The sequence below is a fragment of the Streptomyces gobitricini genome (assembly GCF_039532985.1).
Taxonomy (GTDB): domain Bacteria; phylum Actinomycetota; class Actinomycetes; order Streptomycetales; family Streptomycetaceae; genus Streptomyces; species Streptomyces gobitricini.
Window position 1 is genome coordinate 203,733 of the sequence record NZ_BAAASR010000013.1, and the last position, 20,642, is coordinate 224,374.

Here is a 20,642-nt window from a genome sequence, read left to right on the forward strand (position 1 = left end):
CGGCTGCGGCTGCGGGTCCGAGCCGGAGAGGTCGCCGGCGGCCAGGGCGGCGACGGCGTGGTGGCGGGCGATCCGGTGGGCACCAGGGCCGGCAGCGCCGCCGCCGTGACCGCCGCGATCGACCAGCCGCGCGACGGCACCTGCGGGCGGGTCAGCAGGGCGCCGACCGCCGCCCCGACCAGCACGCGGACCGCCGCGGCGAGCAGGCTCGGCGAGGGTGGGCGTCGATCCCGGCGGCCGGCCGCAGCAAGGCGGCCTACCCGCTGCCGTTGGCGCCCTCGATCCGGACCGGGGTGCCGGCGGGGACGCCGAGGTGGGCGTCCGGCAGCACCCAGGGGCCGGTTCAGGCCGTAACGGCGGCCCACTGCTCGCGGTTCAGGACTGCTTCGCCTTCTCGGGGGTCAGCTCGCTGGGCCGTACGATCACGAAACCCTCGCCCTGCAGCATCAGTTGCACGGCCTCCCCGGACCCGCCCCGGATCATCGAGCCGAGGGACTGGGACCGGTGCAGCGAGGTGTTCAGCTGGGCGCTCCAGCCGACGACGGCGTCGGTGTCCACGTACACGGGCTGGTTGGTGGTGACCGGGATGACCAGGGGGCTGCCGTCGCAGATCACGGCGAGCTTGCCGTACCCGGCGAAGACGCTGTTGAAGAGACCGCCGCCGGTCATCCCGGCGCCCTTCACGGTCTTGATGTCGTAGGAGAGGGTCGCGTCGAAGCACAGGACGTTGCGGCCGTTGACGGTGAGCGCGTCGCCCTGCTCGACGTCGATGATGAAGCAGTTCTGGGCCTCGTGCGCGAACCATGCCTCGCCCTGCCCGCGGACGGCCATCAGCGGCAGGCCCTCGCCGGTGACGGCGCGCTTGAGCATGCCGCCCAGGCCCTGCCCCTTGCGCTCGAACTGGAGGTTGCCCCGGTAGGCGATCATCGATCCCTGCCGGGCGTGCATCTCACCGTTGACGGCGTACTTGACCGACTTCGCGTTCTGGAGGGTCATGCCGGGCACCGTCGCCTGCTGCGCCATGTTCTCGGACGCGAAAAGATCGCTTTTCATGCGGGCATCGTGTCCCGGAACTACCCATTCCGCCAAGAACGGCCCCCGGGCGGGCTGGCAGACTGTCCTGGTGAGCAGCAACGACGCCCCCCAGTTCGTCCTCCCCCTCGTCGTCCGGATCGAGCGCGCCGAGCCCCCGGCCCGTACCGACGCGCTGGAGACCGCCGCACGCGCGGTGCTGGTCATGCTGTCGGACGACCGCTCGCTCGGTGACGGGGAATGGGCCGGCGCCGTACGGGCCTGGGAGGACGCGCGGATCCGCAAGGTGGTGCGCCGGGCGCGCGGGACGGAATGGCGCAGGGCCTCGCAGCTGCCGGGCATCACGGTCACGGGCGCCTCGGCGGAGGTACGGGTCTTCCCGCCCGTCCCGCTGGACGGCTGGCCCAAGGAGCTGGCCAAGCTCCAGGTGTCGGGCACGGAACTGGACGACACCGGCGAGCCGGCCGGGACGCGCCCCGGGCAGGCGCTGCTGTGGCTCAACCCGGACCTGCGGATGTCCACCGGCAAGGAGATGGCGCAGGTCGGCCATGGCGCCCAGCTGCTGTGGCGGGCGATGACGGACGAGGACCGCGAGACCTGGCGGGCCGCCGGTTTCCCGCTCGCGGTGCGCACGGCGGGCCCCGGCCGGTGGACCGGACTGACCGCCTCGGGGCGCCCGTTGGTCCGGGACGCGGGTTTCACGGAGATCGCTCCCGGGTCCTGCACGGTGGTCGCCGACTTCCCCGCGCGGGGCCGCTGAAGGGGGCTCCGATTTCCGGCGCGGGGCGACTGAACGAGCCCGTCCCTGTATACGTACCTCCCAGTAATGCCATCAGGTTCGGGAGGCACCACCTTGTTGTTGCGACGCATCAACGGCTCGACACTCATCATCGCGGCCCTCGTCGTCACGGTCGGCGCGCTGGCGTTCCCGGTCTGGTCGTACGCCGACCGGTCCGGGACCGGCCAGGCCAACCTCAACGCGTCGACCGTGGCGACCCAGTGGGGGCCGCTGTCGGCGACGGACCGCGACTTCCTGGTGAAGGTGCGGCTGGCGGGGCTCTGGGAACTGCCGGCCGGTCAGCAGGCCATCGAGCGTGCCCCCAGCCAGGCCATCAAGGACGCGGGCGACCACCTCGTCGTCGGCCACACCGACCTCGACCAGCGGGCGCGTGACGTGGCGGCGAAGCTGGGGGTGGAGCTGCCCAACCAGCCGACAGAGCAGCAACAGGGCTGGCTGCGGGAACTGTCGGCGGCCGGCGGCGAGGAGTACGAGCGCAAGTTCGCCAACCTGCTGCGCAACGCGCACGGCAAGGTGTTCGGCCTCATCGCCCAGGTACGGCACACCACGCGCAACACGCTGATACGGCAGCTGGCGAGCGATGCCAACCAGACGGTGCTGGACCACATCACGATGCTGGAGGCGACGGGCAAGGTCGACTTCGACGCGATCGCCGACGAGGCGGCGGGGAACGCGACCGCGAGCCCGTCGGGTCCGCCCGCGCCCAACGGGAACCTTCCGCCCGCTCCGTCCCCGGCGGTGCCGTCCGGTACGGACCAGTCGTTCACCTCCCGGCCCTCGACGCAACCCGGCCCTCCGACGGCCGTCAACACGATCCGCCCGTAACCTCAAATCAAGCTCTGAACTGCGGTTCTCCCGTTTCGGGGTTCCTCTCGCGGGGCCATCACCCCTCCGATCGACACAGGAGGAGGGGGACATGGGGGAACTGGGTACCGGCATCGGCTGGCGTCCGGAGATCGCGGACACGGTGGAGGGGCTGGCCGGGGTGGACTGGGTGGAGGTGGTCGCGGAGAACATCTGCGTCGGCCACCTCCCCGACTCCCTTCTGCGGCTGCGCGAGCGGGGTGTCACGGTCGTCCCGCACGGCGTGTCGCTGGGCCTGGGCGGCGCGGACCGGCCGGACGAGGGGCGGCTCGCGGAGCTGGCGGCGAAGGCCACGGCGCTGGGGGCCCCGCTGGTGACCGAGCACATCGCCTTCGTACGGGCCGGGGGGCGGCTCACCGCGTCGCCCGCCCTGGAGGCGGGTCACCTCCTGCCGGTCCCGCGTACCTGGGACGCGCTGGACGTGCTGTGCGAGAACGTCCGCATCGCGCAGGACGCGCTTCCGGTGCCGCTGGCGCTGGAGAACATCGCGGCACTGTTCTCCTGGCCGGGTGAGGAGCTGACGGAGGGGCAGTTCCTGGCCGAGCTGGTGGAGCGCACGGGTGCCCGCCTCCTGATCGACGTGGCGAACCTGCACACCAACCACGTCAACCGGGGCGAGGACCCGGCCAAGGCCCTGGCGGAGCTGCCGGTCGAGGCCGTCGCGTACGTCCACGTGGCGGGCGGTATCGAGCGGGACGGCGTCTGGCACGACAGCCACGCCCACCCGGTGCCCCCCGCGGTCCTGGACATCCTGTCGGATCTCGCCTCCCGGGCCACCCCGCCGGGCGTGCTGCTGGAGCGGGACGACGACTTCCCGCCGGCGGAGGACCTGGCGGGGGAACTCGCCGCGATCCGCGCGACGGTGCGGAGCGCGGCGATACGCCCGAGGGCCTCGGCCGACGGCGCTGGTGCCGGTGCCGCAGCCGGTGTTGGTACTGCAGCCGGTGCTGGTGCCGCTGCCGAAGCGGGGGCTGATGCCGAAACCGGCGGCTGTGCTGGTGGCGAAGCCGGTGCTGGTGCTGGCGCCGGTGCCGGTGCCGGTGCCGGTATCGAACCCGGTACAGAAGCCGATGCTGCTACCGAAGCCGGCGGCTGTGCCGGGGCGGGGGCGAGGGCCGGGACGACAGCCGGGGCGGACCGGTCCGTGCCGGAGCCGGAGGCCGGGGGCGTCCGGCAGCGGGTGGGGATCGCGCAGGCCGCGCTGCTGTCGGCGCTGGTGGCCGGGACGCCCGCACCCGAGGGGTTCGACCACACGCGGCTGCGGGTGCAGACCCGGGCGCTGGCCGGCAAGCGGGCCGGGGTCGTCGCCAAGGTCGCGCCCGAGCTGCCGGAGATCCTCGGCGGCGGGTACCGCCCCGCGTTCCTCGCCTACGCCGCGTCCCGCCCCATGCGCGGCGGATACCGGCGCGACGCGCTCGACTTCGCGGAGCACCTCCTGATCGCCGGCCACCCGGAGGACCCCGGCGCCCGCCGACGGCTCACCGCATGGTGGCGGGATCGCGCCGGGGCGCGGCCACCGCGCCGGACCGGCCGGCTGGTACGTGCCGCCCGCGCCGCGTTCGCCGGGAGGCGGGCCGCGTGAACGCCGTCGCGTTGCTCCTCCACATCGCCGTCGCCGTCTCCTCGGTCCTCCTCGTCAACGGCGTGGCCGCCCACCGGCGCGGCCCCGGCGGCCCCATCCACCACCGGGTGGAGGCCGCGTTCCTCAACGGCGGGCCCGCCCGGGTCGTCGACTCCGCACTCGCCTCGCTCGCGGCGGACGGCCGCGTGGCCGTCGGCGGGCCGGGCATCGTGCACGTCGTCCGTGCCGTCGCCCACGACCCCGTCGAGCACGCCGTACTGCGGCAGATCTCCGTCGCGCCCAGCGGCGCCCTGCACGCGGTGCGGCTCGCCGCCATGCGCGACCCCGCCGTGCAGGAGATCGGCGACCGGCTCGCCGACCGCGGGCTGATCGTGCCGCGCGACGCGGGGCGCACGTGGCGGCGGTGGGGCAACGTCCAGGCGGTCTGCTGCTTCCTGCTCCTCATGGCCTCCGTCGCGGCGACCGTCGCCGAGTACGCCACCGCCGACTTCGGCGACGACATCCCGTTCCCCTTCGTCGTCAAGGTGCTGCCCGCTCTGATCGCCGGTCTGGTGACCGCGCTGATCTGCGCCAACGTCAGCAGTCGCCGGCTCACCGGAGCGGGCCGCCGGGCCGTCGCCGTGTACCGCCGGGCCCACGCCCACCTGATCGGGCCGGGGGACCTGGTGGCGCTGCACGGGCTGCGCGCCCTGCCCGACCCCGTCCTGCGGGAGCAGCTCCTCGCGGCGGCGCGATTGTCCGGCCGGAGGGGCTCCGGAGGGGGCACGCAGCAGGACGAGCTGTTCGTGACCACGACGGTCGCCGTGTGGTGCGCGAGCGCCGACACGGGCGGATCCAGCTGCGGAGGCGGCTGCGGCGGAGGTGGAGGAGGAAGCTCCGCGTGCAGCAGCGGATCCGGCTGCGGAGGCGGAGGAGGCAGCGGCGGCGGGTCCAGCTGCGGAGGAGGAGGGTCCAGTTGCGGAGGAGGAGGCGGCGGAGGCGGGGGCGACTGACCGGGGGCGCAACCCGCCGACGTACCGCCTGGACGACCCGGGGGCGGGAGGTCCTGTGAGAAGACGCCGGTGCGGCGCGCTGGCCGCGCGCCGCACCCGGAGCCGGACCCGGTGTCGCTGGAGCGGCGGGCGCGCGCCCGCCGTCTGATCTTCCGGGTCGGTGGGTGACGCGCGGGCGGCGTCCGTCGAGGAACGGCGCCCGCCCGTCACCGGGCCGGTCAGGTCGGGGCCCTCAGGCGAGACCCGCGACCAGGTCCGCGACCGACTTGCGCCGGCCGGTGTAGAACGGGACCTCTTCCCGGACGTGCATCCGCGCCTCAGAGGCACGCAGGTGACGCATCAGGTCCACGATCCGGTACAGCTCGTCCGCCTCGAAGGCGAGGATCCACTCGTAGTCGCCGAGCGAGAACGAGGCGACCGTGTTGGCGCGCACGTCCGGGAAGCCGCGGGCCATCTTGCCGTGGTCGGCGAGCATCCGGCGCCGGTCCTCGTCGGGCAGGAGGTACCAGTCGTAGGAGCGCACGAAGGGGTACACCGAGACGTAGTCACGCGGCGTCTCGTCGGCGAGGAACGCCGGGATGTGGGACCGGTTGAACTCGGCGGGGCGGTGCAGCGCCATGTTGGACCACACCGGCTCCAGCGCGCGGCCGACCTTGGTGCGGCGGAAGAGGTTGTACGCCTCCTGGAGCGCGTCCGAGGTCTCGGCGTGCCACCAGATCATGAGGTCGGCGTCGGCGCGCAGACCGGACACGTCGTACGTGCCGCGCACGGTGACGTCCTTGGCGGCGAGCTGGTCGAACAGCTCCTGGACCTCGTCGGCGTAACCGGTCCGGTCCTCGGGCAGGACGTCGCGCAGCTTGAAGACGGACCACAGGGTGTAGCGGATGACCTCGTTGAGGTCCTTCGCCTTCTTACCGGCGTTCGGGATCTTTTCGGGCGCACTCATGGGGCTATTCTCGCTCGTCACTCTGGGTGCCATGCGCCAGGGTCGGCGTGGCGAGGATCTCGTCGGCCGCGCGCCGCGCGCTCGCGATGGTCGCGGGGATGCCGACGCCGTCGTAGGCGGCTCCACAGACCCGCAGACCGGGCAGCTTGGCGACGGCGTCACGGATGCGGGCGACCCGGGCGAGGTGGCCGACGGGGTACTGGGGCAGACCGCCGATCCAGCGGGTGACCTCGGTGGCGACGGGCGCGGCGGCCAACCCGGTGGCGTGCGCGAGGTCCGTCAGGGAGACGGACACGAGGTCGGCGTCCTCGCGGTGCAGGTACTCCTCCTCGCCGTACCGGCCGACGGAGGTACGCAGGACGACGAGGTCGTCGGAGCCTTCGTCGGTCCACTTCCACTTCTGGGAGGAGAAGGTGGACGCCTTGATGGTGCGGCCGTCGACGGGCGGGACCAGGAAGCCGGAACCCGCGGGCAGTACCCTTTCGAGCTCCGCGCGCCGGAAGGCGAGGGTGACCAGGGCCATGGAGGCGTACTCGACGGTGGCCAGTTCGGCGGCGGCGGCCGGGGACTCGATGGCGAGCAGCTCGGAGGCGGACCAGGCCGGGGTCGCGACGATGACGGCGTCGGCGCGCAGTACACGGTCGCCGGTACGGACGTCCCAGCCCCCGGCGCGGGCACCGGACCCGCCGGAGCGGCCGGTGTCGCCACCCGCGTGCCGGATGAGGGCGTGGACGGGCGTGTCGGTGAGGATCTCGCCACCCCGCGCGGTGATGGCGTCGGCCACCGCGCCCGGCAGGGTGCCGATACCGCCCGCGATACCCATGAAGGCGGGCCCGGTCTGCCGGCGGCCCTCCTGCTGGAGGGAGCGGACGGCAGCGGTGAGGGAGCCGTGGGAGCGGGCGGCCTCGAAGAGCTTGGGGACTGCGGCACGCATCGAGATGCGGTAGGCGTCGCCCGCGTACACCCCGCCGAGGAGCGGTTCCACGAGCCGGTCGACGACCTCGCGGCCGAGGCGGTCGGCCACATAGCGGCCGACGGCCACGTCGTCGCCGAGGGCGGCCGGGTCGGCGGGGGGCAGGTCCCTCTCGTGTTCGATACGGGCGAGCCCTTCTGCGGACAGCAGCCCGGTGAGGGCGGCGGCGTCACCGGGGACGCCCATGACGTGCCCCTTGGGCATCGGCCGGAGCGCGTCGCGGGTCCAGACGGAGGCACTGGCGGTGGCGGGCGGCTGGAGGCGGTCGCCGAGGCCGACGGCGCGGGCGAGGTCCGTCGCCTCGGGGCGGCGGGCGAGCATCGACTCGGCGCCGAGGTCCACGCGGGTGCCCGCGATCTCGCCCGCGTGAAGCTTGCCGCCGAGCCGGGTGGTGGCCTCCAGCAGCGTCACGCGCCGCCCGGCGACGGCCAGCCGGTGGGCGGCGGCGAGGCCCGCGATCCCGCCGCCGATGACGACGACGTGGCCGCCTCTGGAGGTGTCGCCTGTGTCCGCGTTCATGTCCCCACTCTCTCAAACGCCGTTCCGCGTGCCGACCGTGACCTGTCGGTGAGCCGTGGACCGGCGACCGGCCCCCCACCCTGTTCGTCCGACCGGCGGCACACGATTCGCCGTGAGCAACCGGAGAGCTGACGGGCGTGTCCCGTCACAGGCTCGCGGCCGCGCTGCCAACCGCCTCGCTCACGCTCGCCGGGTACGTGGAGCCCGCCGGGGAGCGGGACGACGGCGTACCGGACGTCGGGGACGCGCCGGCGACGGCCACGAAGTGGCCCGGGAGCCAGGAGGAACGTACGGGTCCGGAGGGTGCCGCGTCGTAGCGTGGTCCGCATGGGACAGCTGGGACGAGAACGACTGTTGATCATCGGTGGGGACGCGGCCGGCATGTCCGCCGCGTCCCAGGCCCGCCGGCTGAGGGGCCGGGGCGAGCTGGACGTCGTCGCGTTCGAGCGGGGGCACTTCACCTCGTACTCGGCGTGCGGGATCCCGTACTGGGTCGGCGGTGACGTCGACGGGCCGGACCGGCTCATCGCCCGCACCCCGGAGGAGCACCGCGAGCGCGGTATCGACCTGCGGCTGCGGACGGAGGTGGCCCAACTCGACCTGGACCGGGGGCGGGTGCGGGTGCGGGACCTGGAGTCGGGCGCCGAGTCGTGGGAGGGCTACGACAAGCTGGTGATCGCGACCGGCGCCCGTCCGGTGCGGCCACCGCTGCCGGGCATCGACGCGGCGGGCGTGCACGGGGTGCAGACGCTGGACGACGGGCAGGCCCTGCTGGACACGCTGACCGGGCTGAACGGCGGGCCGGAGCGGCGCGCGGTGGTGGTGGGCGCCGGGTACATCGGGGTCGAGATGGCCGAGGCGCTGCTCACCCGCGGTTACGAGGTGACCGTCCTGAACCGGGGCGAGCAGCCGATGTCCACGCTGGACCCGGACATGGGGCGGCTGGTGCGGGAGGCGATGGACGGCCTCGGCATCACCACGGTCGGCGGCGCGGACGTCACCGGGATCCTGACGGGTGACGGGGGCCGGGTGCGGGCGGTCGCCACGGAGGACGGCGAGTATCCGGCGGACGTCGTCGCGCTGGGCATGGGCGTGGAACCGGAGACGACCCTGGCGCGGGAGGCCGGGTTGCCGGTCGGCGAGTACGGCGGGCTGCTCACCGACCTGTCGATGCGGGTGCGCGGCCGGGAGGAGGTCTGGGCGGGCGGCGACTGCGTGGAGGTGCTGGACCTGGTCTCGGGCCGTGAGCGGCACATACCGCTGGGCACGCACGCCAACAAGCACGGCCAGGTCATCGGCTCCAACGTGGCGGGTGGGTACGGCACGTTCCCGGGTGTCGTGGGGACGGCGGTCAGCAAGGTGTGCTCGCTGGAGATCGCCCGCACCGGGCTGCGCGAGAAGGACGCCGAGGCGGTGGGGCTGCGGTTCGTGACGGTGACGGTGGAGTCGACGAGCCGGGCCGGGTACTACCCGGGCGCCGCCCCGATGACGGTCAAGATGCTGGCCGAGCGCCGGACGGGCCGGCTGCTGGGCTGCCAGATCGTGGGCCGCGAGGGCGCGGCGAAGCGGGTGGACATCGCGGCGGTGGCGCTGACGGCCGGGATGACGGTCGAGCAGATCACGGCACTGGACCTGGGCTACGCCCCGCCGTTCTCACCGGTGTGGGACCCGGTCCAGGTCGCTGCCCGCAAGGCCGTGGCGGCGGTGCGGAACGCGGGCGCGTAGGGCCGGGGTCGAGCGCGGGCGTGAGGACCGGACGTCGCGTCACCACGGCCTGCCGATCCGCCCGTCGCCCACCGGCCGCGATCGGCGCCGGCCTGCCGGACGGGTCACCGGTGACGGTGTCGTTCGACGGGACGGGCCGGATCGCGCCGGTGGGCGTCGCCGCCCGGTGGCCGCGTCGTCAGCGCGCGGTGCGCGTGTGGACGTACTCGACCAGGCGGGTCAGGGCGTCCGGGTCGGTGGTCGGCAGGACGCCGTGGCCGAGGTTGAAGATGTGACCCTCCAGCCCGGCGGCGGCGTCCAGGACCTCGCGGGTCTTGGTCTCGACCGCCTCGGGGGTGGAGAAGAGGACGGCGGGGTCGAGGTTGCCCTGGAGCGCCTTGCCGGGGCCGACGCGGCGGGCGGCCTCGTCCAGCGGGACGCGCCAGTCGACGCCGACGACATCGGCGCCCGCCTCGCCCATGAGGCCGAGCAGCTCGCCGGTCCCGACGCCGAAGTGGATGCGCGGTACGCCGTACTGCTCGACGGCCCGGAACACCTTTGCGGACGCGGGCATGACCGAGCGGCGGTAGTCGGCGGGGGCGAGGGCGCCGACCCACGAGTCGAAGAGCTGGATCGCGGAGGCGCCGGCCTCGATCTGGACCTTCAGGAAGGCGGCGGTGATGTCGGCGAGGCGGTCCAGCAGGTCGGCCCAGAGCTCGGGGTCGCCGTACATGAGAGCCTTGGTGTGCTCGTGGTTGCGGGACGGACCGCCCTCGACGAGGTAGCTCGCGAGGGTGAAGGGCGCGCCCGCGAAGCCGATCAGCGGGGTGGTGCCGAGCTCACCGGTGAGCATGCCGATGGCCTCGGTGACGTAGCGGACGTCGTCGGGCGTGAGGGCGCGCAGCCGGTCGAGGTCGGCGCGGCGCCGGATCGGTTCGGCGACGACGGGGCCGACGCCCGGCTTGATGTCGAGGTCGATGCCGATGGCCTTGAGGGGGACCACGATGTCGCTGAAGAAGATCGCGGCGTCGACCTTGTGCCGCCGCACCGGCTGGAGCGTGATCTCCGTTACCAGCTCGGGCCGCATGCACGACTCCAGCATGGGGATGCCTTCGCGGACCTTCAGGTACTCGGGCAGCGACCGTCCCGCCTGCCGCATGAACCACACGGGCGTGTGCGGCACGGGCTCGCGCCTGCACGCCTTCATGAACGCGGAGTCGTAGGTCTTCGTCTGCTGGCCCGAAGGGCTGTCAATGGCACTCACGCCCAGAATCTTCGCATGTACGGCCAAGCGGCTGGCGTGGTGCGGGTGTCCCTCCCCGCGCGGGGCCGTCCTTCCGCCTACTCTTCCCCGCATGGCTGCGGCTCAGGGACAGTTCTCCGATCACTCCGACGACGCCGAGGGAACGACCGAAGGGGAGGGTACCTCCGTCCCGTCCGCCTTCCGGCTGGCGGTGGACGCGCTGCGCGGGACGCGGTTGCGGCCGGAGATCGAGGTCGAACCGTCCAGGCCTCCGCAGCGGCTCGCCCCCTACGCGTACGCCCTGGAGGCGGCGGTCGTCGAGGGCGACGAGGACCTGGCGGACGGCCGCCTGGTACTGCTGCACGACCCGGCCGGACACGACGCCTGGCAGGGCACCTTCCGGCTGGTGACGCTGGTGCGCGCGGAGCTGGAGCCGGAGATGGCGGCCGACCCGCTGCTGCCCGAGGTGTCCTGGTCGTGGCTGACGGGCGCGCTGGAGGCGCGGAGCCTGCCGTTCGAGGAGGCGTCGGGCACCGTCACCCGTGCGGGGTCTCACTACTTCGGTGGACTCTCCGACCGCCGCCCGGCGACGCAGATCGAGATCCGGGCGTCCTGGACACCGCGCGAGGGCCGGGGCGGGGTGCCCGACACGGGGGCGCACCTGGCGGCCTGGTGCGACCTGCTGTGCCAGATCGCGGGCCTCCCGCCGTCCGCCCCGGGGCCCCTGGACCCGGGCTCGGCGGCCGTGGTCTCGCTCCCCCAGCGCCGCGGCCCGCAGCACCCGTAGGGCGCCGCCCGCGAAGGTGCCCCCACCGGGGCCCGGCGGCGGCCCCTGCCCCTGCTTCACGCACCGGCCCGCCCGCCCGGCCTGCCCGCCCCGCCCACCGGTACCGGCCTTCCGCCGGGCCCGGGAGCCCCTCGGCGGCCGCGCCGCCGACCGGGCCCGCCGGCGCCGCGCCGCCGCCAGGTCCGCACCGCCCGGGCCCGTCCGTCGACCGTGCCGTCGCCGCGGGGGCGGTGACGGCACCCGGCGCGGGGCGTCGATCGGCTCCGCGGCCACCACCGGCTCGGGCCCGACCTCCTTCGAGCGGGTCGGCCGCCGCCCCGTGGCCGCCGTCCCGACGAACCGCCGACGCCCACCGCCACCCTGGGCATCCACCGGGCCGGGAAGCCCGCCGGCGGCGGACCGGCCCGCGAGCGGGGTGCCACCGCACGCCGCACGGCCGGTACCGAGCCACCGGCGCGCCGGAACCCACACCGCCGCCCGCGCACCGCGAGCCGCGCGCCGCCGCCCGTGCCCTCCCGTCGCCGCCTACAACCGCCGTCGCCGTCCGGGGCGCCGGGACGACCGGGCGGCCTGCGCGGCGGTACCGGGGCGGGCGGACAGCAGGGTCGGGCGCGGCGGCGAGGCCGGGACGGCTGCGGGCGGGCCCCGACCGGGTCCGCGTTCAGCGCCCGCGGGGGTGGCGCCGGGGCTCGGCGACCGCCGCGCCGCGCATCGATGCGACGCCCAACCGGGGCGGCGGGGCGTCAAGGCGACGCCTCCGGGCGTCACCGTGGGGACGACGGGGTTCCGCGCGGGCGTAGGCTGCGCGCTTCCGGCGCCGCGGCCGGACGCGGCGAACGGCCGACGCCCGTGTTCCCCGCCCTCACCGGCTTCAATCCGGCGCTCGGGGCATGGCGCGGGGGGCCGGCGGGCGCCCCGCGCGGGATGGGGCGCTCGTAGGATGATCGATCGCCCGTCCGAATTGCCCCAATTGTTACTCACTAAATCGTGATCTTCCCCTAAAGGCGGGCGCATGGGCTGCCGAAGAGGTCTGTGACCCTTCAAACACGGTTCGCCCGGCTTCTTCCCCGAGCCGGCTGTGTCCCGCACCTTCCCAGGAGGCCTGGTGTCCGTTCTCCTCGAGCAGCCCGCAAGCCTGGTCGCCTACCGCCCGAACAAGCCGACGGCCATGGTCGTCGTGGCCGACCCGCGCGTCCGCTCCACCGTCACCCGCCACCTGTGGGCTCTCGGAGTGCGTGACGTCATCGAGGCGTCGTCCATCGCGGAGGCTCGTCCCCGCGTCGGCAGCCCGCGCGACATCTGCGTTGCCGACGTCCACCTGCCCGATGGCTCCGGGCTCACCCTGCTGTCCGAGACCCGTGCCGCCGGCTGGCCCAACGGGCTCGCGCTTTCGGCGGCCGACGACATCGGCGCCGTACGCAACGCCCTCGCCGGGGGCGTCAAGGGCTATGTCGTCACCGGTACCCGTACGAACATCGGCCACCCGACCCGGCCCGGCGCCGCCCCCATCGGCGCCGCGGCCGCTCGGCTCGGCCACCGCCGCCCCCCGGGTGCCCCGAGCCACCCGGGCGGCTACCGCGAGCTCTCCGGCCGTGAGGTCGAGGTGCTCCGACTGGTCGCGGAGGGCCAGTCGAACAAGGCCATCGGCGTGTCGATGGGCCTGTCCGCGCTGACCGTCAAGAGCCACCTGGCACGGATCGCCCGCAAGCTGGGCACCGGCGACCGGGCCGGGATGGTCGCCGTGGCACTTCGTACGGGAATCATCCACTGACCGGTTCACCCCACCCCCGCGCCCGTCGACGGAACGTTCCGTCGGCGGGCGCCTGCCGTTGACAGATACCCTTGACAGGTGACCGACGCCCAAGAGACCGCAGCAGAGACAGCACTGCGCACCGCCGGGGGCGGCCCTCCGGACGACGGCGTCGCAGACGGCGTAGTCGACGAGACGCCGATCCCCTTGCTCGAGCCCCGCGAGGGCATCCCGCCCGTGGTGGCCGACGAGCATGCCCTCGCCGACGTGATCGCCGCCTTCGCGCGTGGCACCGGCCCCGTGGCCGTCGACGCCGAGCGCGCGTCGGGGTACCGCTACGGCCAGCGCGCCTACCTCGTGCAGCTGCGCCGCGAGGGCGCGGGCAGCGCGCTGATCGACCCGGTCGGCTGCCCGGACCTGTCCGGGCTCGGCGAGGCGCTGGCCGGCGTGGAGTGGATCCTGCACGCCGCCACCCAGGACCTGCCGTGCCTGCGCGAAATAGGCATGATGCCCACCCGGCTGTTCGACACCGAGCTGGCCGGCCGCCTGGCGGGCTTCCCGCGCGTCGGCCTCGGCGCGATGGTGGAGTCGGTGCTGGGGTACGCCCTGGAGAAGGGCCACTCGGCGGTGGACTGGTCGACCCGTCCGCTGCCCGAGCCCTGGCTCCGGTACGCCGCGCTGGACGTCGAGCTCCTCGTCGACCTGCGTGACGCGCTGGAGAAGGAGCTGGACCGGCAGGGCAAGCTGGAGTGGGCGTACCAGGAGTTCGACGCGATCGCCTCCGCCCCGCCGCCCCCGCCCCGCAAGGACCCGTGGCGCCGGACGTCCGGCATGCACAAGGTCCGCCGGCGCCGGCAGATGGCGGTCGTACGGGAGCTGTGGACCGCCCGCGACCGGATCGCCCAGCGGCGTGACGTGTCGCCCGGCAAGGTGCTGAGCGACGCCGCGATCGTCGAGGCGGCCCTCGCCCTGCCCCCCAATGTGCAGGCGCTGACCGCTCTGCCCGGGTTCGGGCACCGCATGGGCCGCCGCCAGCTGGAGCAGTGGCAGGCGGCGGTGGACCGGGCGAAGGCGCTGCCCGACGCCGAGCTGCCGCAGCCGGGCCAGCCGGTGCAGGGGCCGCCCCCGCCGCGCGCCTGGGCAGACAAGGACCCGGTCGCCGCGGCGCGGCTCTCCGCGGCCCGTACGGCCGTCTCGGCGCTCGCCGAGTCGCTGAACCTGCCGCCGGAGAACCTGATCACGCCGGACACGGTGCGCCGGGTGTGCTGGGAGCCGCCCGCCGAGATCACCGCCGAGTCGGTGGCGGGCGCGCTCGCCGGATACGGCGCGCGGCCCTGGCAGATCGAGCAGGTCACGCCGGTGCTGGCGACGGCGCTGACAAACGCCGAGGGCTGACCTCCGGCCCGGCGGCCCCCGCCCGGCACGTCGGCACGGCCGGGGGCGCCGCCGTGCCGGGGGCCGGGCCGATCCCGCCGTCCGGTCGTACCGAAGACGCCCTGGGTCCCGCCGTCGGCCTCGCGCTGTCCGTGCCAGTGCTTCGGCGGACCGTGCGCGTTCCCGCGCCGGATCCCTCCCGACGGGACGTGCCCGGTGCGGGACGGCCCGGCCACGAGCTTGTGGTGCCCGCAGCGGCGTCGGGGGGCGCCGGGCAGGGAGGTCGAGCTCCGGGTCCGGGTCCGGGTCCGGCGGCGTGGTGTTCACGTGCCCGCCGTGGTTCCCGTACAGGATGAGGGCGGGCACACTTCCGCCGAGGACGCCGCCCCGCGTCCGCCGTCGCCCCGTTCCGGCGGACGGTGTCCCGGGTCCGGCCGGGGCCCTCCGGTGTCCCCCGTGTCCACCGACCGTTCCGGCCCGTCGGGCAGAGGCCGTTCTCCTCGGCCGTTGCGGAGTGTGACCTTCACCGCTCCGGGCGGGGGGACTGTGCAGCCTGGTTACCCGCAAGTAGCATGGGGTGTGCAAGCGCGCGCTTAGCCGCGTGCCCGCAGCAGTGCCATCCCGCACCCTGGAGGAGAGCCATCGTGCCTCGTACCATCAGGGACGTCGTCTTCGTCGACGGCGTCCGCACCCCGTTCGGCAAGGCGGGCCCGAAGGGCATCTACCACGAGACCCGCGCCGACGATCTCGTCGTGAAGGCCATCCGGGAGCTGCTGCGCCGCAACCCCGGCCTGGACCCCGCGAAGATCGACGAGGTCGCCATCGCCGCGACCACCCAGATCGGCGACCAGGGCCTGACCATCGGCCGCACCGCCGGCATCCTCGCGGGCCTGCCGCAGTCGGTGCCCGGTTACTCCGTCGACCGCATGTGCGCCGGCGCGCTGACCGCCGTGACCTCGGTCGCCGGCTCGGTCGCCTTCGGTGCGTACGACGCCGTCATCGCCGGTGGTGTCGAGCACATGGGCCGCCACCCCATGGGCGAGGGCGTCGACCCGAACCCGCGGTTCGTCAGCGAGAAGCTGGTCGACGAGTCCGCCCTGTTCATGGGCATGACCGCCGAGAACCTGCACGACCGCTACCCGCACATCACCAAGCAGCGCGCCGACGAGTACGCCGTGCGCTCCCAGGAGAAGGCCGCCAAGGCGTACGCCAACGGCAAGATCCAGGCCGACCTGGTGCCGATCTCGGTACGCCGCACCAACGCCGAGGCCGGCGAGACCGGCTGGGGCCTGGTCACCGCCGACGAGCCGATGCGCCCGGGTACGACCCTGGAGTCGCTGGCGAACCTGAAGACGCCGTTCCGCGTCCACGGCAACGTCACCGCCGGTAACGCCGCGGGGCTCAACGACGGCGCCACCGCGTCGATCATCGCGTCCGAGGACTTCGCCCGCGAGAACGGCCTGCCGGTCAAGATGCGCCTCGTCTCGTACGCCTTCGCCGGCGTCGAGCCGGAGGTCATGGGCTACGGCCCGATCCCGGCGACCGAGAAGGCCCTCGCCAAGGCCGGACTCTCGATCGAGGACATCAACCTCTTCGAAATCAACGAGGCCTTCGCCGTCCAGGTGCTGGCCTTCCTCGACCACTACGGCATCGCCGACGACGACGCGCGCGTCAACCAGTACGGCGGCGCCATCGCCTTCGGCCACCCCCTCGCCTCCTCCGGCGTACGTCTGATGACGCAGCTGGCGCGGCAGTTCGAGGAGCAGCCTGAGGTCCGTTACGGCCTCACCACCATGTGCGTCGGCTTCGGCATGGGCGCCACGGTCATCTGGGAAAACCCCCACTGGGAGGGCAAGTGAGCACCACCGCTGAGCTTCTGAAGGGTGCGGCCGAGCTGTTCCCGGACGAGGTCGTCACCACCGCCCACGTACGCCACTTCGACCTGCCGTCCGCGGCCGGCCGGTTCGCGCTGATCACGCTGGACAACGGCTTCGACCACACCAAGCCGACCACCTTCGGGCCGCAGTCGCTGGCGAATCTCAACACCGCCATCGACCAGGTCGAGAAGGAGGCGGCCGAGGGCACCATCGTCGGTGCCGGCATCACCGGCAAGCCGTTCATCTTCGCCGTCGGCGCCGACCTCAAGGGCGTCGAGCTGCTCAAGCGCCACGAGGACGCACTGGCCATCGGCAAGGGCGGCCACGACGTCTTCAAGCGGCTGTCGTCGCTGGGCGTGCCGACGTTCGCGTACTACAACGGCGCGGCCATGGGCGGCGGTGTCGAGGTCGGTCTGCACTGCACCTACCGCACCGTGTCGGCGGCCCTGCCGGCGTTCTCGCTGCCCGAGGTCTTCCTGGGCCTGGTCCCCGGCTGGGGCGGCTGCGCCATCCTGCCGAACCTGATCGGCGCCGACCGCGCGGTCTCGGTGATCATCGAGAACTCGCTCAACCAGAACAAGCAGCTCAAGGGCGCGCAGGTCCACGAGCTCGGTATCGCCGACGCGATCTTCGAGGGCGCGGACTTCCTGGAGCAGTCGCTGCTGTGGACCGCGGCCGTCCTCAAGGGCGAGATCGTGGTCGAGCGCGCGGACGTCGACCGCGGCGAGGCCTGGGACGCGGCGGTCGCCCGCGGCCGGTTCATCGCGGACTCCAAGGTGCACGGTGCGGCCCCGGCCGCGTACCGCGCCCTGGACATCATCGAGGCGGCCAAGGACGGCGACCTCCAGAAGGGCTTCGACGCCGAGGACGCGGCGCTGGCCGACCTCATCATGGGCGGCGAGCTGCGCGCCGGCATCTACGCCTTCAACCTGGTCCAGAAGCGCGCCAAGCGCCCGGCCGGCGCGCCGGACAAGAGCCTGGCCCGCCCGGTCAGCAAGGTCGGCGTCGTCGGCGCGGGTCTGATGGCCTCGCAGCTGGCGCTGCTCTTCCTGCGCCGCCTCGAGGTGCCGGTCGTCCTGACGGACATCGACCAGGAGCGCGTCGACAAGGGCGTGGGCTACGTCCACGGCGAGATCGACAAGCTGCTCGGCAAGGGCCGCATCAACCAGGACAAGGCCAACCGCCTCAAGGGCCTGGTGTCGGGCGTCCTGGACAAGGCCGAGGGCTTCGCGGACGCGGACTTCATCATCGAGGCCGTGTTCGAGGAGATGTCGGTCAAGCAGAAGGTGTTCGCGGAGGTCGAGGCGGTCGCCCCGGCGCACGCGATCCTCGCCACCAACACCTCCTCGCTGTCGGTGTCGGAGATGGCCTCCAAGCTCCAGCACCCGGAGCGTGTGGTCGGCTTCCACTTCTTCAACCCGGTCGCGGTCCTCCCGCTGCTGGAGATCGTCCGCGGTGAGCAGACGGACGACGCGTCGCTGGCGACCGCGTTCGGTGTCGCGAAGAAGCTGAAGAAGACGGCCGTCCTGACGAAGGACGCCCCGGCGTTCGTGGTGAACCGCATCCTCACCCGCTTCATGGGCGAGATCCAGAACGTCATCGACGAGGGCACGCCGGTGGAGACCGCGGAGAAGGCCATCGAGCCACTCGGTCTGCCGATGTCCCCGCTGGTGCTCCTGGAGCTGGTCGGCCCGGCGATCGGCCTGCACGTCTCCGAGACGCTGAACCGTGCCTTCCCGGACCGCTTCACCGTCTCCCCGAACCTCGCGGCCGTCGTCAAGGCGGGCAAGCGCGGCTTCTACGTCTACGACTCGGGCAAGCCCGAGCTGGACCCCGAGGTCGCGGCGCTGCTGAAGCAGGGCGACGTCGTCCTGACCGAGCAGCAGGTGCGGGACCGCGTCCTGGACGCGGTGGCGCAGGAGATCGGTCTGATGCTGGACGAGGGTGTCGTCGCCGAGGCCCAGGACATCGACCTCTGCCTCATCACGGGTGCCGGCTGGCCCTTCCACCTGGGCGGCATCACGCCGTACCTGGACCGCGAGGGCGTGTCGGAGCGCGTGAACGGCAAGCGTTTCCTGGCGCAGGGCGTGGCGAGCGTCCCGGCGTAACGCGCCACCAAGCGAGCCTGCCGGACGGGCCGCGGGGGACTTCCCCCCGCGGCCCGTCCGCCGTTCTCCGGCCCGGCGGAGCCGCCGCTCCCCGGACCGCTCTCCCGCGCGGGCTCGGGGGGGGGACCGGGCACGGGGCGGGGGGCACGGCGCGATCCGGCACGGGGCGGCCGGGGAAGCCCCGCGCTTCGGAACCCCGCCCCGACGGTGGCCGCCCGTGCGGCGCGCCGGGGCGGCCGGGGTGCGGTCAGGGGGTGGCGAGCGCGGCGAGGACGGCCTCGCCGTACTTGGCGAGCTTGTTCTCGCCCACGCCGCTGACGCCGCCCAGTTCCTCGATGGTCGTGGGCGGGGCCGCGGCGATCTCGCGGAGGGTGGCGTCGTGGAAGATGACGTACGCGGGCACGCCCTGCTCCTTCGCGGTCGCCGCGCGCCAGGCGCGGAGCCGTTCGAAGACCGGCTGGGCCTCCTCGGGCAGGTCGGCGACCGCGGCGCGCTTGGCGGCGGCGCCGGACCTGCCCGCCCGGGCCGGGCGTTCCGGTTCGCTGCGCAGCAGCACCTCGCGGCGGCCGCCCAGGACGTCGGCGGAGGTGTCGGTCAGGACCAGCGTGCCGTAGTCGCCCTCGACCGCGAGGAGGCCCTGGGCGAGGAGCTGGCGCACGACGCCGCGCCACTGGGACTCGTTCAGCTCGGCACCGATTCCGAAGACGCTCAGGGCGTCGTGGTCGAACTGGATGACCTTCGCCGTCTTGCGGCCCAGCAGGATGTCGATGATCTGGCCGGCGCCGAACTTCTGGTTCCGCTCCCGCTTCAGCCGGACGACGGCCGACAGCAGCTTCTGGGCGGCGATCGTGCCGTCCCACGACTTCGGCGGCGACAGGCAGGTGTCGCAGTTGCCGCACGCCGTCGACTCCTGGCCGAAGTAGGCCAGCAGCCGCACCCGGCGGCACTCCACCGTCTCGCACAGCGCGAGCATGGCGTCGAGGTGCGCGGCGAGCCTGCGGCGGTGCTCGGCGTCGCCCTCGGAGCCGTCGATCATCTTGCGCTGCTGGACGACGTCCTGGAGCCCGTACGCCAGCCACGCCGTGGACGGCAGCCCGTCGCGCCCGGCGCGGCCGGTCTCCTGGTAGTAGCCCTCCACCGACTTCGGCAGGTCGAGGTGGGCCACGAAGCGTACGTCGGGCTTGTCGATGCCCATACCGAAGGCGATCGTCGCGACGACGACGAGCCCGTCCTCGCGGAGGAACCGGGACTGGTTCCGGGCGCGGGTCGCCGCGTCGAGGCCCGCGTGGTACGGGACGGCGTCGACGCCGTTCTCCACCAGGAACGCCGACGTCTTCTCGACGGAGGCCCGAGACAGGCAGTACACGATGCCCGCGTCGCCCGCGTGCTCGCCGCGGATCAGCTCCAGCAGCTGCCGCCTGGGCTCGTTCTTGGGGGCGATGCGGTACTGGATGTTGGGGCGGTCGAAGCTCGCCACGAAGTGCCGGGCGTCGTCGAGGTTCAGCCGCGTGGCGATCTCGGCGTGGGTGGCGCGGGTGGCGGTCGCCGTGAGGGCGATGCGCGGCACGTCCGGCCACCGCTCGTGGAGCGTGGACAGCTGGAGGTAGTCGGGCCGGAAGTCGTGGCCCCACTGGGCGACGCAGTGCGCCTCGTCGATGGCGAACAGCGAGATGCTGCCGCGCCGCAGCAGCTGGAGCGTGGACTCGACCCGCAGCCGCTCCGGCGCCAGGTACAGCAGGTCCAGCTCACCGGCGGCGAACTCGGCCTCCACCAGCCGCCGCTCGTCCAGGTCCTGGGTGGAGTTGAGGAACCCGGCGCGCACCCCGGCCGCCCGCAGCGCGTCGACCTGGTCCTGCATGAGGGCGATGAGCGGCGAGACGACGACTCCGACGCCCGGGCGCACCAGTGCGGGGATCTGGTAGCAGAGCGACTTGCCGCCACCGGTCGGCATGAGGACCAGGGCGTCACCGCCGCCCACCACATGGTCGATGATCTCCCGCTGCTGCCCTCGGAAGGAGTCGTAGCCGAAGACCTTGCCCAGCACCCGCAGGGCGTCGTCGGTCTCGTGGTGGTCGCCGGGGGAAGTCATCCG

16 protein-coding genes and 1 pseudogene are annotated in these 20,642 nt (G+C 73.8%); 11 read left to right on the forward strand and 6 right to left on the reverse strand.

Features of this window, described 5'->3' with window-relative positions; translation table 11 throughout:
- Both ABD347_RS10615 and ABD347_RS10625 read right to left on the reverse strand, forming a co-directional pair.
- A pseudogene (locus ABD347_RS10615) lies at positions 1 to 185 on the reverse strand (hypothetical protein); the annotation flags it as partial.
- Positions 186 to 375: 190 nt separating this feature from the next.
- Positions 376 to 1,053 (reverse strand): AIM24 family protein, encoded by a 678-nt coding sequence (locus ABD347_RS10625; RefSeq protein WP_344359465.1) that lies wholly within the window; start codon positions 1,051 to 1,053, stop codon positions 376 to 378.
- Positions 1,054 to 1,123: 70 nt separating this feature from the next.
- On the opposite strand from ABD347_RS10625, the gene ABD347_RS10630 reads away from it, so the two are divergent.
- From ABD347_RS10630 to ABD347_RS10645, 4 genes are all read left to right on the forward strand, one after another.
- Positions 1,124 to 1,792 (forward strand): aminoacyl-tRNA hydrolase, encoded by a 669-nt coding sequence (locus ABD347_RS10630; protein WP_344359467.1) that lies wholly within the window; start codon positions 1,124 to 1,126, stop codon positions 1,790 to 1,792.
- Between the two features lie 99 nt (positions 1,793 to 1,891).
- Positions 1,892 to 2,656 carry a DUF4142 domain-containing protein gene (locus tag ABD347_RS10635; RefSeq protein ID WP_344359852.1) on the forward strand — a complete coding sequence of 255 codons (765 nt, stop codon included), beginning with the start codon at positions 1,892 to 1,894 and terminating at the stop codon, positions 2,654 to 2,656.
- A gap of 91 nt (positions 2,657 to 2,747) precedes the next feature.
- Positions 2,748 to 4,277, forward strand: a complete 1,530-nt coding sequence (locus tag ABD347_RS10640; protein ID WP_344359469.1) for an MbnB/TglH/ChrH family RiPP precursor modification enzyme — start codon at positions 2,748 to 2,750, stop codon at positions 4,275 to 4,277.
- The gene (locus ABD347_RS10645) at positions 4,274 to 5,269 is read left to right on the forward strand and encodes a TIGR04222 domain-containing membrane protein (protein WP_344359472.1); all 996 of its coding nucleotides are present in this window, start codon (positions 4,274 to 4,276) and stop codon (positions 5,267 to 5,269) included. Before ABD347_RS10640 ends, ABD347_RS10645 begins: the two co-directional genes overlap by 4 nt.
- Positions 5,270 to 5,501: 232 nt before the next feature.
- On the opposite strand, the gene hemQ is transcribed toward ABD347_RS10645, so the two are convergent.
- Together hemQ and hemG are read right to left on the reverse strand one after the other, a co-directional pair.
- Positions 5,502 to 6,215, reverse strand: a complete 714-nt coding sequence (hemQ, locus tag ABD347_RS10650) for a hydrogen peroxide-dependent heme synthase (protein ID WP_344359474.1) — start codon at positions 6,213 to 6,215, stop codon at positions 5,502 to 5,504.
- A 4-nt stretch (positions 6,216 to 6,219) separates the two neighbouring features.
- Positions 6,220 to 7,707: a protoporphyrinogen oxidase gene (hemG, locus tag ABD347_RS10655; RefSeq protein WP_344359477.1), complete on the reverse strand. Its 1,488-nt coding sequence runs from the start codon at positions 7,705 to 7,707 to the stop codon at positions 6,220 to 6,222.
- A 137-nt stretch (positions 7,708 to 7,844) separates the two neighbouring features.
- Between hemG and ABD347_RS10660 the strand changes: the two genes are divergently transcribed.
- Both ABD347_RS10660 and ABD347_RS10665 read left to right on the forward strand, forming a co-directional pair.
- Positions 7,845 to 8,024 (forward strand): hypothetical protein, encoded by a 180-nt coding sequence (locus ABD347_RS10660; protein ID WP_344359480.1) that lies wholly within the window; start codon positions 7,845 to 7,847, stop codon positions 8,022 to 8,024.
- A gap of 10 nt (positions 8,025 to 8,034) precedes the next feature.
- On the forward strand, positions 8,035 to 9,432 hold the full coding sequence (locus ABD347_RS10665; RefSeq protein ID WP_344359483.1) for an FAD-dependent oxidoreductase: 1,398 nt from the start codon (positions 8,035 to 8,037) through the stop codon (positions 9,430 to 9,432).
- Positions 9,433 to 9,610: 178 nt separating this feature from the next.
- Here the strand turns inward: ABD347_RS10665 and hemE are convergent, their stop codons facing one another.
- Positions 9,611 to 10,675: a uroporphyrinogen decarboxylase gene (gene hemE / locus ABD347_RS10670; RefSeq protein ID WP_344359485.1), complete on the reverse strand. Its 1,065-nt coding sequence runs from the start codon at positions 10,673 to 10,675 to the stop codon at positions 9,611 to 9,613.
- 91 nt (positions 10,676 to 10,766) lie between these two features.
- Here hemE and ABD347_RS10675 point away from each other — a divergent pair, with 91 nt between their 5' ends.
- The 5 genes from ABD347_RS10675 to ABD347_RS10695 all read left to right on the forward strand — a co-directional run bounded on the left by ABD347_RS10675 (position 10,767) and on the right by ABD347_RS10695 (position 18,550).
- Positions 10,767 to 11,441, forward strand: a complete 675-nt coding sequence (locus ABD347_RS10675) for a DUF3000 domain-containing protein (RefSeq protein WP_344359488.1) — start codon at positions 10,767 to 10,769, stop codon at positions 11,439 to 11,441.
- Between the two features lie 1,105 nt (positions 11,442 to 12,546).
- Positions 12,547 to 13,212 (forward strand): response regulator transcription factor, encoded by a 666-nt coding sequence (locus ABD347_RS10680; RefSeq protein WP_064068756.1) that lies wholly within the window; start codon positions 12,547 to 12,549, stop codon positions 13,210 to 13,212.
- Positions 13,213 to 13,290: 78 nt separating this feature from the next.
- The gene (locus ABD347_RS10685) at positions 13,291 to 14,586 is read left to right on the forward strand and encodes a ribonuclease D (RefSeq protein ID WP_344359492.1); all 1,296 of its coding nucleotides are present in this window, start codon (positions 13,291 to 13,293) and stop codon (positions 14,584 to 14,586) included.
- 623 nt (positions 14,587 to 15,209) lie between these two features.
- Positions 15,210 to 16,424 carry a thiolase family protein gene (locus tag ABD347_RS10690; RefSeq protein WP_344359495.1) on the forward strand — a complete coding sequence of 405 codons (1,215 nt, stop codon included), beginning with the start codon at positions 15,210 to 15,212 and terminating at the stop codon, positions 16,422 to 16,424.
- A complete protein-coding gene (locus tag ABD347_RS10695; RefSeq protein WP_344359497.1) occupies positions 16,421 to 18,550 on the forward strand; it encodes a 3-hydroxyacyl-CoA dehydrogenase NAD-binding domain-containing protein in 2,130 nt (709 codons plus the stop codon). Before ABD347_RS10690 ends, ABD347_RS10695 begins: the two co-directional genes overlap by 4 nt.
- 247 nt (positions 18,551 to 18,797) lie before the next feature.
- On the opposite strand, the gene recQ is transcribed toward ABD347_RS10695, so the two are convergent.
- Positions 18,798 to 20,639 carry a DNA helicase RecQ gene (recQ, locus tag ABD347_RS10700; RefSeq protein ID WP_344359500.1) on the reverse strand — a complete coding sequence of 614 codons (1,842 nt, stop codon included), beginning with the start codon at positions 20,637 to 20,639 and terminating at the stop codon, positions 18,798 to 18,800.
- Positions 20,640 to 20,642 lie beyond the last annotated feature (3 nt).